Origin of the sequence: Kitasatospora dryopteridis (genome assembly GCF_050749075.1) — a bacterium.
Lineage (GTDB): Bacteria > Actinomycetota > Actinomycetes > Streptomycetales > Streptomycetaceae > Kitasatospora.
In genome coordinates, this window is sequence record NZ_CP192749.1 from 7,311,812 (window position 1) to 7,325,195 (window position 13,384).

Here is a 13,384-nt window from a genome sequence, read left to right on the forward strand (position 1 = left end):
GCGGTGGTCGGCATGGCCTGCCGCTACCCCGACGCCGAGAGTCCCGAACAGCTGTGGCAGAACGTGCTGGCGGGCCGCCGGGCCTTCCGCAAGCTGCCCGACGTGCGGATGCGCGCCGAGGACTACTACTCGCCCGACCCCGCCGCTCCCGACCGCTTCTACAGCGCCAAGGCCGCCGTCATCGAGGGTTTCGAGTTCGACCGCGTCCGCCACCGTGTCGCGGGCAGCACCTTCCGCGCCACCGACATGACCCACTGGCTGGCCCTGGACACCGCCGCCCGCGCCCTGGAGGACGCCGGCTTCCCGTTCGGCGAGGGCCTGGAGGACGCCAACACCGGTGTCGTCATCGGCAACACCCTCACCGGCGAGTTCAGCCGGGCCAACCTGATGCGCCTGCGCTGGCCGTACGTCCGCCGCACCGTGGGTGCCGCACTGCGCGAACAGGGCTGGGACGACACCGCGCTGACCGCCTTCCTGGACGGCCTGGAGGGCCGCTACAAGAGCGCCTTCCCGCCGATCGGCGAGGACACCCTGGCCGGCGGCCTGGCCAACACCATCGCCGGCCGGATCTGCAACCACTTCGACTTCAAGGGCGGCGGCTTCACCGTCGACGGCGCCTGCTCCTCCTCCCTGCTGTCCGTCTCGACCGCGTGCGACGCGCTGATCGACGGCCGGATGGACGTCGCGGTGGCCGGCGGCGTGGACCTGAGCATCGACCCGTTCGAGGTCATCGGCTTCGCCAAGACCGGGGCGCTGGCCACCCGCGAGATGCGGGTCTACGACAAGGGCTCCAACGGCTTCTGGCCCGGCGAGGGCTGCGGCATGGTCGTCCTGATGCGCGACGAGGACGCCCGCGCCCGGGGCCGGTTCCGCTACGCCACCATCCCCGGCTGGGGCTACTCCTCCGACGGCAAGGGCGGCATCACCCGTCCCGAGGCGAGCGGCCACCGGCTCGCCCTGACCCGTGCCTACCGCTCGGCAGGCTTCGGCATCGAGACGGTCGGCTACTTCGAGGGGCACGGCACCGGCACCGCCGTCGGCGACGCCACCGAGCTGCGTGCGTTCTCCGAGGCCCGCCGGGCCGCCGGGGCGAACGGGCCGGCCGCGCTCAGCACCGTCAAGGGCAACTTCGGCCACACCAAGGCCGCGGCCGGTGTCGCCGGGCTGCTCAAGGCGATCCTGGCGGTCCGCCACCAGGTGATCCCGCCCGCCACCAGCCACGTCGACCCGCACCCCGAACTCACCGGCCCCGCACCGGCGATGCGCGTCCCCGACCGGGCCGAGCTGTGGCCCCAGGGCGCGCCGATCCGGGCCGGGATCTCCTCCATGGGCTTCGGCGGCATCAACGCGCATGTCGTCGTCGAGCACGCCGACGGCGTCCTGCGCACCGCCGTGCCCGCCGTCGCCCGCCGGCTGGTCGCCTCCCGCCAGGACACCGAACTGTTCCTGCTGGACGGTGCCGACCCGGCCGAGTTGCATGCCAAGGCGACCCGGCTGGCCGGGTTCTGCGCCCAGCTGTCCTACGCCGAACTCGGCGACCTGGCGGCCACCCTGGAGCGTGACCTGGCCGGCCGGCCGCTGCGCGCCGCCGTGCTGGCCTCCTCGCCCGAGCAGGCCGTGGAGCGGTTCACCGCACTGACCCTGCTGCTGGACTCCGGGGCCCGCTCGGCCCTCAACCCCGCCCAGGGCATCTTCCTCGGCAGCGCCGGACGGGCACCTCGCATCGGGTTCCTCTTCCCGGGCCAGGGCGCCGGCCGGCGCGGCGACGGCGGGGCGCTGCGCCGCCGCTTCTCCTCCGTCGAAGGGCTGTACGAGCGTCTGGGCCTGCCCGCCGACGGCGACCAGGTCGCCACCGACGTTGCCCAGCCCCGCATCGTCGCCGCCTCGGTGGCGGGCCTGCGGGTGCTGGACCTGCTGGGCATCGAGGCCGTCCGTGCCACCGGCCACAGCCTCGGCGAACTCACCGCCCTGCACTGGGCGGGTGCCATGGACGAAGACACCGTGCTGCGCGCGGCCGGCGCCCGCGGCCGGATCATGGCCGAAGCCAGTGCGGGCGGCGGCACGATGGCCGCGCTCGCCACCACCCCCGCGCTCGCCGAGGCGCTGGTCGTCGGCGAGCCGGTGGTGATCGCCGGCTACAACAGTCCGCGGCAGACCGTGGTCTCCGGCCCGGTCGCGGCGGTCGAACGGGTCTGCGCGCTGGCCGAACGGCAGGGCATCGGAGTGGGACGGGTCCACGTCTCGCACGCCTTCCACTCGCCGGCCGTCGCTCCGGCCGCGGCCGGACTGGCCGAACACCTGGCGCAGGAACGGTTCGGCGCGATAGGTGAGGGCCTGGTCTCCACCGTCACCGGCGACCTGCTGCCCGCCGACACCGACGTGGTGGACCTGCTGACCCGTCAGGTCGTCCAGCCGGTGCGCTTCACCGAGGCGCTGCAGGCGATGGCCGGGCAGGTGGACATGCTGATCGAGGTCGGCCCCGGCCAGATCCTCAAGTCGCTGGCCGCCGAGGTCCTCCCCGCCGTGCCCGCGGTCGCGACCGAGGCCGACGCGCTGTCGCTGGCCGGGCTGCTCGGCGCCGTTGCCGCCGCCTGGACGATGGGCGCGCCCGTCCGGCACGAGCAGCTGTTCGCCGACCGCTTCACCCGGCCACTGGCGCTCGACAAGGAGTTCCGGTTCTTCGCCAGCCCGTGCGAGGCGGGCGGCGAGGAGTTCGTGCTGGAGCGCTCCGAGCAGGCCGCGCCGCCGCAGCCCGCCGCGTCGGCCGCCGCCCCCGCGGCCGCCCGCGCCGGGGAGGGCGCCTCCAGCCTGGAGGTGCTGATCCGGCTGGCCGCCGAGCGGGCCGAGCTGCCGGTCGACACCGTCGACCCGTCCGCCAACCCGCTGGACGAACTGCACCTCAGCTCCATCACGGTCGGCCAGATCATGAACCAGGCCGCCCAGGAGCTCGGCATCGCGGCCCCGATGGTCACCACCGCCTTCGCCACCTCGACGCTCATCCAACTCTCAGAACTGCTCGACGAGTTGGCTGATCAGTCACCGGAGGCCGGCCGCCAGCCGGCCGCCGCGTCCGGGGTGGCGTCCTGGGTGCGCCCGTTCCTGGTCGACCTGACCGAGGCCGCTCCGCCCGCCCCCGCGGCCGGACCGGGCGGCCGCTGGGAGGTCTTCGCCACCGACCGGCACCCGTTGGCCGGGCCGCTCGCCGAACGGCTCGGCGCCGCCGGCCCCGGCGACGGCGTCCTGCTCGCCCTGCCCCGCGACTGCGACCAGCGCCACCTCGGCCTGATGCTGGCCGCCGCGCGGGCCGCGCTCGACCCGGCCCGGCGCGCCGCCGGCACCCGGCTGGTCGCGGTCGGCGACCGCCGGGGCGCGGCCGGCCTCGCCAAGACCCTGCACCTGGAGGCCCCCGACATCCCCGTCACCGTCGTCACCCTGCCGATCGCCGACGACCTGCCTGCCGAGGACGCCGAGCGGATCAGCGCCCGGATCGCCGCCGACACCGCCGCCACCACCGCGTTCAGCGAGGTGCACTACGACGCCGACGGCACCCGCCGGGTGCCGGTGCTACGCGCCGTCGACCTCCGGCCCGACCCCGACCACCAGGCGCTCGGCCCGCAGGACGTCCTGCTGGTCACCGGCGGCGGCAAGGGCATCACCGCCGAGTGCGCCATCGCCCTCGCCGGAGCCAACGGCGCGGCGATCGGCCTGCTGGGCCGCTCCGACCCCGCCCGGGACACCGAACTCGCCGACAACCTCACCCGGATGGCGGCCGCGGGCGTCCGGGTGCACTACGCCCAGGCCGACGTCACCTCCGCCGACCAGGTCAAGGCCGCCGTCGCCGAGATCACCCGTGAACTCGGCCCCGTCACCGGCCTGCTGCACGGCGCCGGCCGCAACGAGCCGCAGGCGCTCGGCACCCTCGACGAGGCGTCGTTCCGCCGGACGCTCGCCACCAAGATCGACGGTGTGGAGGCCGTCCTCGCCGCCGTCGACCCGGCCGCGCTGCGCCTGTTCGTCACCTTCGGCAGCATCATCGGCCGGGCCGGCCTGCGCGGCGAGGCCGACTACGCCACCGCCAACGACTGGCTCACCGAGCTGACCGTGCGCTTCCAGCAGGACTACCCCGACTGCCGCTGCCTGGCCCTGGAATGGTCGGTCTGGTCGGGCGCCGGCATGGGGGAGCGGCTCGGCGTGCTGGAGGCCCTGGTCCGCGAGGGCATCGAGCCGATCCCCGCCGACGACGGCGTGGCGCTGCTCGGCCGACTGCTCGCCACCCCCGGCACCGCCCCGGCGCTGGTGGTGATGGGCCGGGCGGGCGGCCTTCCGACGATCAGTCTGGAGCAGCGCGAACTGCCGCTGCTGCGCTTCCTGGAGCGCCCCCAGGTGCACTACCCCGGCATCGAGCTGGTCGTGGACGCCGAGCTCACCGGCGGCGGTGACCGCTACCTGCCCGACCACCTGCTGGACGGCGACCTGCTCTTCCCCGCCGTTCTCGGCATGGAGGCGATGACCCAGGCGGCCACGGCACTGACCGGACACCAGGGCGTCCCGGTACTGGAGGACATGGGGTTCCTGCGGCCCATCGTCGTCCCGGTGAACGGCGCCACGACCCTGCGGGTCGCCGTCCTCGCCACCGGACCCGACACCGTCGAGGCGGTGGTGCGCAGCAGCGAGACCGGCTTCCAGGCAGACCACTTCCGGGCGACGCTGCGCTTCGGCGCGGCGCGGCCCGAGGGCGAGCCGGCGCCGGTCACCGAGGAGGTGCCGCGAGTACCGCTGGCGCCGAGCGAGCTGTACGGCCCGGTGTTGTTCCAGGGCGACCGCTTCCAGCGGCTGCTCGGCTACCGGGACCTCGCGGCTCGGCACTGCCTGGTCGAGATCGACGACACCCCGCGCACCGACTGGTTCGCCGGCTACCACCCCGGCGACCTGCTGCTGGCCGACCCGGGCACCCGTGACGCGCTGATGCACTCCATCCAGGCGTGCGTCCCCGAGGCGACCCTGCTGCCGGTCAGCGTCGAACGGCTGCACCTGGCCGACGCCGACGCCGCGCGCACCGGTCGCCTGCTGTTCCTGGACGCCCGCGAGCGCTCCCGGGACGGCGACAGCTACCTCTACGACCTCGACGTGCGTGACGAGACGGGTCTGCCGGTCGAGCGGTGGGAGGGCCTGCTGCTCCGGGCGGTGCGCAAGCAGGACGGGGCCGGACCGTGGCTGCCCGCGCTGCTCGGCCCGTTCCTGGAGCGGCGCGTCGAGGCGGCGCTCGGCCATCCGGTGCGGTGCGTGGTGCTGCCCGGCGGCGAGGGCTCGGGAGCCTCGGTCGCCGACCGGCGCCGGCGCACCGCCGAGGCGGCGAGCTGGGCGCTCGGGCGGGTCACCGAGGTCCACCACCGCCCCGACGGACGGCCCGAACTGGCCGACGGGCGACGGATCTCCTCCTCGCACGCGGCGGGCGTCACCTTCACGGTGGTCGCCGACGAGGGCGTCGGCTGCGACGTCGAGGTGGCCGCCGAGCGGACCGCCGAGGCGTGGGAGGGGATGCTGGGCGCGGACGGCGCGGCGCTGGCCGGGCTGCTGGCCGCCGAGCGCGGCGAGCCGTACAGCACGGCCGCGACCAGGGTGTGGGGCGCGGTGGAGACGCTGCGCAAGGCGGGCCACGCGGTGGCGGCGCTCAGCCTGGAGGACGCCTCCGGGCTCCCGGCCGGCTGGGTGGCGTTCCGCGGCGGCGCGCACCGGATCGTGAGCTTCGTGACCGCCCTGGACGGCGTCGCCGATCCGGTGGCCTTCACCGTCCTGACCGGAGGTGCCCGGTGACCATGCCGGACTACTACGAGTACCGCCACCTCGTCGGCTTCGAGGAGACCAACCTGGTCGGCAACGTCTACTACGTCAACTACCTGCGCTGGCAGGGGCGTTGCCGAGAGATGTTCCTCCTCGAGAAGGCTCCCGAGGTGCTCGCCGACGTCCGCGCCGACCTCAAGCTGTTCACCCTCAAGGTGGACTGCGAGTTCTTCGCCGAGATCACCGCCTTCGACGAGTTGTCGATCCGGATGCGGCTGGCGGACCTCACCCAGACCCAGGTCGCCTTCACCTTCGACTACGTCCGGCTGGCGCCGGACGGCGGCGAGTACCTGGTCGCGCGCGGGCAGCAGCGGGTCGCCTGCATGCGCGGCCCCAACACCGACACCCGTCCCACCAGGGTGCCCGAGCCGCTGCGGCTCGCCCTGGAGCCCTACGCCGTCCCCGCGACGGCGCCCTCCCTGACCGGCACCACCACCGTGGGGTGATCGCCATGTCCTCCTTCCCGTCCGCTTCCGCACCGCTGCCCGGCTCGCTCGACCTGCCCCCGCTGCCGGTGGAGGCGCCCGAGGCGGACGTCCGCGACCGCCGGGCGCTGCGCGGGGTGCTGGGGCGCTTCGCCACCGGGGTGACCGTACTGACCGCGGGGCGCGACACCCCGTGCGGCATGACGGCCAACTCCTTCACGTCCGTCTCGCTCGAGCCGGCGCAGGTGCTGGTGTGCGTGGTGAAGTCGGCGGCGGTCCACGCGGCCGTGCTGGCCGAGAGGGCGTTCGCGGTGTCGGTGCTCGCCCGGGACCAGGAGTGGGTGGCGCGGCACTTCGCCGACCACCGGCGTCCGCGCGGGGTGCGGGAGTTCGCGGGGATCGGCCATACGCGCGGCCGCCACACCGGGGCGCCCGTGCTGGACCACGTCCAGGCGTGGCTGGAGTGCCGGCTCAGCGCCGTCCACGAAGGGGGTGACCACACCATCTTCGTCGGCTCGGTGCTGGGCGCGGGCCGCTCCGTCGGCGGGGACCCGCTGCTGTACCACGGCGGAGCCTTCGCCAGGCTCGCCGGCTGACGACGGGCCGCTCGCACCGACGCCCGGCCGGGACCTTCCCGGCCGGGCGTCCGGCTTTCCCGCACGGGAAGGGGCCCGGACCGCTCGGCGGTCCGGGCCCCTTCCCGTGCGGGAGGTCAGTCGCGTGGCTGCACGGTCATCGGCAGGCCGCCCTTGACCCGCAGGGTCAGCATCGGTTCGGCCCGCACCCGGTGGCCGGGCGGGACGGCCAGCCGCAGCCGGCGCAGCAGGACGGCGAGCACCACGGTCGCCTCCAGCATTCCGAGGCTGCTGCCCACGCAGACCCGCGGGCCGGCGCCGAACGGCACGTAGGCGTAGCGGTGGCGGCCCGCCGTGCGGCCCTTGGCGAAGCGCTCCGGGTCGAAGCGGTCGGGGTCGTCCCAGAAGTCCGGGTGGCGGTGCAGGGTGTAGGGGCACAGCACGACATCGGCGCCGGCGGGCACCCGGAAGCCGCCGATCTCGTCCTCGGCGAGTGCTTTGCGGGGCAGCAGCCAGACCGCCGGGTACAGGCGCATCACCTCCTGGAGGACCATCGAGGTGTAGGTGAGCCGGTGCATGTCCTCGAAGGTCGGCAGCCGGTCGCCGAGCACCTCGTCCACCTCGGCGCGGACCTTGTCACCGACCTCCGGGTGCCGGTCGAGCAGGTACAGGGTCCAGCTGAGGGTGCTCGCGGTGGTGTCGTGGCCGGCCAGCAGCAGGGTGACCAGTTCGTCGCGCATCCGCGCCCGCCGCGCCACCGGGTCGCGCTCGTCGGCGGTGGCGTCGACGAGCCGGGAGAGCACGTCGTCGCGGGTGCCGTCGGGGGCTGGGTGGCGCCGCCGCTCGTCGGCGAGCGCGGCGACGATCCGGTCCAGCTCGGCGCGGGCCTTGCGGAACCTGAGCTGGAGCGGCAGCGGTACCCAGGAGGGCACCGAACTCAGGCTCATCATCTCGAAGATGGCCTGGTCCTGGACGACCTCGAACGCCTCCCCGATGGACTCGTAGGCGCCGAGGTCGGCGTCCAGCAGGGAGCGGCCGAGCACGCCGAGGGTGAGCGAGGTCATCTCCTGCCGGACGTCCACCGGGCCGGCGCCCGCCGCGCGGCGCAGCCGCTCGGCGAGCAGTGCCGCCTCCTCGGCGATCACCCCGGCCTGCCGGTTGATCCGGCGGGCCTGGAACACCGGCTGGATCACCTTGCGCTGGGCGCGCCACAGCTCGCCCTCGCTGGTCAGCAGGCCGTCGCCGAGGGCGCGCCGGGCGTGCACCAGGCCGATGCCCTTGTGGTAGTTGGAGCTGTTGTCGGTCAGCACCCGGCGGACGTGGTCGGGGTGGTTGAAGAAGTACAGGGTCTTCGGGCCGAGCGGCAGGCGCACCGCATCGCCGTAGGCGGCCGCCGCCGCGGTCATCACGGCCAGCCGGTCGGAGGCCATCCGGGCCAGCAGTACCGGGGTGGCGGCGCGGGACGGCCCGGGGGGCCGGCGGGGCGCGCCGCCGCGCGGCCGGGCCGCGGCCGGGGCGGACTCGGCGGCGGTCACGCGCGGGCCCCGTAGGCTCCGCTGGCGATCCGTTCGGAGATCTCCCGCCGCCACACCTCGTAGGCCGTCAGTTCGCCGTCGACGGACGGTCGCGGCCGGGCCTGCGAGCAGACCTGGACCGCCTGCTGCGGGGTGAGGCCGCAGAGCACCGCGGTGGCGGCCTCGGCGTGCTCGGTGAGCAGGCCCGACTCCACCCGGGCGGTGGCGGCGAAGGCCGCGCCCTGGGCGAGCTGGGGCCGGTACGAGCCGGCCCGGTGGAGCAGCAGGCGCAGTTCGGCCTCGGTCGCGCCGGCGGCGTAGCAGGCGGCCAGGCCGACGCCGGCCCACAGGTCGGCGTGCCGGTCGGCCTGGAAGCCGTCGACCAGGTCGGCGACCACGGCCGGGTCGGTGCCGCCGATGAACCACAGGGCCCGGCCGATGCCCTGGTCGATGGCGTGCCCGGCGTAGCGCCGGGTTTCGTCGCCCGGCCACGGGAAGGCGCCCTCCCGGTGGTGCCCGTGCACGTACCGCGCGGTGCGGAAGTACGCCTGGTGGAACCCGTACCCGTCCAGGGCGAGCCAGCGCAGCAGCGGGTCGGCGGGGGCGACGGCCGCCCAGCGGAAGCGGGGCAACCGGGCCATCGCCCAGCCGACGCCGACGTGCACCATGTAGTCGTGCGGCGCGCCGTGGCCCGCCAGGAACTCCGCGACCCTGCCGCTGCCCGGCAGCGGCAGGCCGTCCAGCATGGCCAGGCCCATCGCCGCGCCCTCGTAGGCGAAGCCGCGGTAGCGCACCGGGATCAGCTCCAGCCGCCCGTGCGCCTCGTCCTGGTCGCGCGCCTCGACGGCGATCGCGTAGCCGTCGAGGAAGCTCGCGCCGACGGTCTCCAGGTTGGTTCGAGCCGCCTCGTCCTTCAGGTGGAAGCCCCTGGTGGACAACTTCGTCTCGGTGTGGCTCGGTGTCAACAGGCGTCGTCGGACCGCCCGCCAGCCTCCGCTCATCACTGCCTCCCGCCCGCCGCGTGCCCGGATGGCCGCAGCTCTCCGGTTACATGCTTCGGGGCCCCGGGGCGCCGGACTACTCCCACAGTGCCGATGCCGGGCAACACGGGAGTAGCCACCGGGAGGGGGCGATCCACGACACTCTGTCACGCCCCGCGCCCCCGAGGTTTCCGATCGACTGTCGGAAGCCGACCCGTGAGCTGAGGAGAACGTACGTGACCGACACCATCACGGGCCGGACGGTGAAGGCGCCGCCGCGCGCCACCTCGCTGTTCGTCAACGGCCTGTTCCCGCAGCGCCGTGCCTTGGTTGTCCTACTGGGCCTGCTCGGCGGGCTGCTGCTCGCCTACGCCTGGTCCTCGAAGCTGGCCGACGACGAGATCGGCTTCACCACCGCGAACCAACTGCTCGGCCACGATGCCAAGAACACACCGCTGAGCGGCATCGCCGCCGGCGTTCTGTTCGCCTTCGTCTCCGGACTGGCCGGCTCGTTCACCGCCTGCAACGTCGCGGTGTTCGGCGCGGTCGGCCCGCTGGTCGGGCAGATGAGCCTGACCCGCCGTCAGCGGCTGGTGCACGCGTTGCGCCCGCTGGGCTGGATGACGGCCGGCATGCTGCCGGTCTCCGCCGCGTACGGGGTGCTGGTCGGCCTGCTCGGCACCCACATGCCGCAGTTCTCCACGACGTCCACGCACGGGACGATCTCGCCGCGGATACTTCAGGCGATGATCGTGTTCGGAGTGGTCGGCCTGGTGATGGTGGTGATCGGACTGGCTGCGGCCGGGGTGCTGCCCGACCCGCTGGCGAGGGTGGCCAGCCGGTTCCCGAACGCACCGCTGGTGCTGGTGGGCGCGCTGGTCGGCGGTTTCCTGATCGGCCGCCCCTACCCGCTGTTCCGCAACCTGTTCCGGCACGCGGCGTCGGAGCACAACCCGTTGTACGGGGCGGTGGCGTTCTCGCTCCAGTCGATCGGCAACATCCTGGTGATGGCGCTGCTGTTCCTGGTGCTGTCCTTCGTCCTCGGCACGCCCGTGCAGCGCTGGCTGGCCACCAAGCCGGGCCGGGCGGCGACGCTGACCGCATCCGCGTTCCTGATAGCGGGCGCGTTCACGGTGATCTACTGGGACGTGCGGCTGCTCGGCAACCTCGGCTACATCTGGTGGCCGAAGGCGCCCTGGAACGCGTAGTACGCACCGCTCGCGCCGACGGCGGCGGGTCCGGACCCCAATGGTCCGGGCCCGCCGTCTTGCTGCGGGCTCAGACCGGCCGCTTCGCCGCCCGGGCGACCGACTCCCGGGCGAGCGCCGGGTCGTCGCCGGCGCCGAGGATCATGCCGCAGATCTGCGCCTCGAAGCAGACGTCCGCGGTGAGCGGCTCCACCAGGTAACCGCCGAGGTCGAGCGTGACCAGGCCGTGCAGGGCGATCCACAGCTGATGAGCCACCAGCTCCGGGTCGGAGGGCAGGAAGCGCTCGGCGGCGATGCACCGCTTGACCGCCCGGACCAGGGCTTCCAGGGTGTAGCGGCCGTGCTGCCGGTCGGCGTCGGTGAGTGAGAAGCCGCTGAGGCTGGAGCCGCCGAACATCACGTTGTAGAGGTGCCGGTGCTCGCGGGCGTTGGCCCGGTACGCCCAGCCGAGCGCGACCACGTCGGCGACCGGGTCGTCGGTCTCCTCGACCGCCTCCAGCCGCCGGTTGAGCAGTGTGAAGCCCTCACGGACCATCGCCCGCACCAGGTCGTCCATGCCCCCGAAATGCGTGTACACCGCCATGGTCGAGGTGCCCACGGTGGCCGCCAGTTTGCGGGTGGACAGCGCGGCCGGTCCTTCTTCGCTGAGCAGCTTCGCCGCGGCCTCGATCAGCTGCGCACTGAGATTCGGGTCAACTCGCCGTGGACTCACCCTTGACAGTATGTCAGCTGCCTGTGACTCTAATCAATGACGGCGTTATGTAACAGTGCTATCGATGGAGGGGGCGGTCATGCCCGGCACCACCGGACACACCACGAGGAGCCACCCGCACAGCACCACCCACCTGCTCGGACCCGGCTACCGGCCGGTGCCCGCCGAGACCGCGCACACCGACCTGACCGTCCACGGCACCCTGCCGCCGCAACTGGACGGCACCTTCCTGCGGATCGGCCCCAACGCCCGCGGCGAGCACGACCCCGCCGTGCAGCACGCCTTGGCCGGCGCCGGCATGGTGCACGGACTGCGCCTCGGCGGCGGCCGCGCCCACTGGTACCGCAACCGCTGGCTGCGCGGCGACGCCCTCAGCCGCGAACTCGGTGAACTGCCCACCCCCGGACCGCGCCGGGGCCTCGACGGCAACGTCAACGCCAACCTGGTCCGCCATGCCGGCCGCCCTGGCCGTCACCGACGGCGGCGCCCTGCCGCTCGTCCTCGACGCCGAACTGCGCACCCTCGCCCGCACCGACTTCGACGGCACCCTGCCCGGCGGGTTCTGCGCCCACCCCCTCACGGACCCGGTGACCGGCGAACTCCACGCCGTCGCCGTCGACCCGGCCGGGGACGAGGCCGTCCTGCTCACCGTCGACGTCGAGGGCCGGGTCCGCAGCGCGCTGCCCGTGCCGGTCAAGGGCCGCCCCTGGATGCACGCCTTCGCACTCACCGAGCGCCACACGGTCCTGTTCGACCTGCCGGTCGCCCACGACCCCGCCGAGGCCAGGGCCGGCTCACCCGTGCCCCACACCTGGCAGCCCGACCGCGACGCCCGGATCGGCATCGTCCCCCGCGACCGGCCGGGAGCCTGCGCGCTCTGGCTGGACGTTCCGCCCTGCTTCGTCTTCCACCCCGTCAACGCCTTCGAGGACGCGGACGGCCGGATCATCGTGGACGTGATCCGCCACGAGCGGGCCTTCGACCGCGACCGGCTGCACCCCAGCGAGTCCGCGCCCACCCTGTGGCGGTGGACCCTCGACCCCCGCGAGGGCGCCGTGCTCGAACGCCGACTCGACGACCGGGTGCAGGAGTTCCCGCGCATCGACGAACGGCGGACCGGCCTGCCGTACCGCTACGCCTTCACCGTCGAACTCGCCCCCGGCCAGGGCGCGGCGCTGTGCGGCCCCGCACTGCTGCGGCACGATCTCGCCACCGGTCGCACCGACCGGCACGCCTTCGCCGGCGGCCGGCAGGGCGGCGAGGCGGTCTTCGTGCCGCGCGACGCGATGGCCCCGGAGGGCGACGGCTGGCTGCTGACCCTGGTGTACGACCCCGCCGCCGACCGCAGCGAACTGGTCGTCCTGGACACCGCCGACTTCACCGGACCGCCGGTCGCGGTCGTGCCGCTGCCGGTGCGGGTGCCGCACGGGTTCCACGCGCAGTGGGTGCCGTCGCCGTGGTGAGCGGCGGCCCCGGCCGCAGCGCGGTCGCGGCGCCCGCCGGCAGGACGCGGCCGAAGAAGGCGGCCAGTGCCGGGCCGGGCAGACCGGTCGCCGAGGCCACGGTCCGCCACGACACCCCCCGGTGTCGGGCCGCCGCCGCGCGGATCACCGGGTCGGACGCCGCGGCGTGCAGCTGCCACTGGAAGGCGAAGGGGCTCCCCGCGCCGACCATCCGCCGCCAGGCCCGCTCCCCGGCCCGCAGAGCGGCGACGCCGCTCGCGCCCTCGGCGGCGGCCGTGAACGCCCGGGCGGCGTCGCCGGTCACGAGTCCGGCGGCGGCCGGGAACACCGCGCGCCTGGCGGCGAACAGCCGGAACAAGCAGGGCTGCGACACCCCGGCCCGGTCCGCGATCGCCGCGGTCGTGGCGGCGTGGAAGCCCTCGCGGGCGAACTCCTCGACCGCCACCCGCACCACCGCGTCCCGCCGCTGATCCGCCGTCATCCGGATCGGCGCCCACCTCCCGCGCCGAGCGTCGCGCCACGGCCGCCGCCCCGGCTTCTTCGAGAATGCCGAATCCGGACACCGTGCCGCGCCGATTTCCGGTCCGTGCCCGATCCGTCCAATCCCGAATTGTGGGCGCCCTTCCCCGGGCAATAGGCGAGAAGTCCGCGCGGGGCACCCGGCGA

The 13,384-nt window shown here is 74.5% G+C and carries 8 protein-coding genes and 1 pseudogene; 5 read left to right on the forward strand and 4 right to left on the reverse strand.

What is annotated here, in order from left to right; genetic code table 11:
• Positions 1-12 precede the first annotated feature (12 nt).
• From ACQ614_RS33135 to ACQ614_RS33145, 3 genes are read left to right on the forward strand one after another with little or no spacing between them, the layout of a single operon-like run.
• On the forward strand, positions 13-5,814 hold the full coding sequence (locus ACQ614_RS33135) for an SDR family NAD(P)-dependent oxidoreductase (RefSeq protein ID WP_431684094.1): 5,802 nt from the start codon (positions 13-15) through the stop codon (positions 5,812-5,814).
• A 2-nt stretch (positions 5,815-5,816) separates the two neighbouring features.
• Complete coding sequence (locus tag ACQ614_RS33140) at positions 5,817-6,287, forward strand: acyl-CoA thioesterase (protein WP_431684095.1); 471 nt, start codon at positions 5,817-5,819, stop codon at positions 6,285-6,287.
• Between the two features lie 5 nt (positions 6,288-6,292).
• On the forward strand, positions 6,293-6,862 hold the full coding sequence (locus ACQ614_RS33145) for a flavin reductase family protein (RefSeq protein ID WP_431682731.1): 570 nt from the start codon (positions 6,293-6,295) through the stop codon (positions 6,860-6,862).
• A 116-nt stretch (positions 6,863-6,978) separates the two neighbouring features.
• Here ACQ614_RS33145 and ACQ614_RS33150 read toward each other — a convergent pair whose 3' ends face one another.
• Together ACQ614_RS33150 and ACQ614_RS33155 are read right to left on the reverse strand one after the other, a co-directional pair.
• Positions 6,979-8,376, reverse strand: a complete 1,398-nt coding sequence (locus ACQ614_RS33150; RefSeq protein WP_431682732.1) for a cytochrome P450 — start codon at positions 8,374-8,376, stop codon at positions 6,979-6,981.
• Positions 8,373-9,356: a DUF1702 family protein gene (locus tag ACQ614_RS33155; protein WP_431682733.1), complete on the reverse strand. Its 984-nt coding sequence runs from the start codon at positions 9,354-9,356 to the stop codon at positions 8,373-8,375. Before ACQ614_RS33155 ends, ACQ614_RS33150 begins: the two co-directional genes overlap by 4 nt.
• A gap of 215 nt (positions 9,357-9,571) precedes the next feature.
• Between ACQ614_RS33155 and ACQ614_RS33160 the strand changes: the two genes are divergently transcribed.
• Positions 9,572-10,543, forward strand: coding sequence for a hypothetical protein (locus ACQ614_RS33160; protein WP_431682735.1), 972 nt, complete (start codon positions 9,572-9,574; stop codon positions 10,541-10,543).
• 70 nt (positions 10,544-10,613) lie between these two features.
• Here ACQ614_RS33160 and ACQ614_RS33165 read toward each other — a convergent pair whose 3' ends face one another.
• Positions 10,614-11,255 carry a TetR/AcrR family transcriptional regulator gene (locus ACQ614_RS33165; protein WP_431682736.1) on the reverse strand — a complete coding sequence of 214 codons (642 nt, stop codon included), beginning with the start codon at positions 11,253-11,255 and terminating at the stop codon, positions 10,614-10,616.
• 79 nt (positions 11,256-11,334) lie between these two features.
• Here ACQ614_RS33165 and ACQ614_RS33170 point away from each other — a divergent pair.
• A pseudogene (locus ACQ614_RS33170) lies at positions 11,335-12,718 on the forward strand (carotenoid oxygenase family protein).
• On the opposite strand, the gene ACQ614_RS33175 reads toward ACQ614_RS33170, so the two are convergent.
• Positions 12,633-13,199 carry a TetR/AcrR family transcriptional regulator gene (locus tag ACQ614_RS33175; RefSeq protein WP_431682738.1) on the reverse strand — a complete coding sequence of 189 codons (567 nt, stop codon included), beginning with the start codon at positions 13,197-13,199 and terminating at the stop codon, positions 12,633-12,635. The pseudogene ACQ614_RS33170 and the gene ACQ614_RS33175 overlap by 86 nt on opposite strands.
• Positions 13,200-13,384: the final 185 nt, after the last annotated feature.

Bases quoted from the DNA above. Each gene is read 5' to 3' on its own strand.
- ACQ614_RS33145 (WP_431682731.1), top strand. From the start codon at position 6,293: ATGTCCTCCTTCCCGTCCGCTTCCGCACCGCTGCCCGGCTCGCTCGAC.
- ACQ614_RS33140 (WP_431684095.1), top strand. From the start codon at position 5,817: ATGCCGGACTACTACGAGTACCGCCACCTCGTCGGCTTCGAGGAGACC.
- ACQ614_RS33135 (WP_431684094.1), top strand. From the start codon at position 13: ATGGCCTGCCGCTACCCCGACGCCGAGAGTCCCGAACAGCTGTGGCAG.
- ACQ614_RS33175 (WP_431682738.1), bottom strand. From the start codon at position 13,199: ATGACGGCGGATCAGCGGCGGGACGCGGTGGTGCGGGTGGCGGTCGAG.
- ACQ614_RS33155 (WP_431682733.1), bottom strand. From the start codon at position 9,356: ATGAGCGGAGGCTGGCGGGCGGTCCGACGACGCCTGTTGACACCGAGC.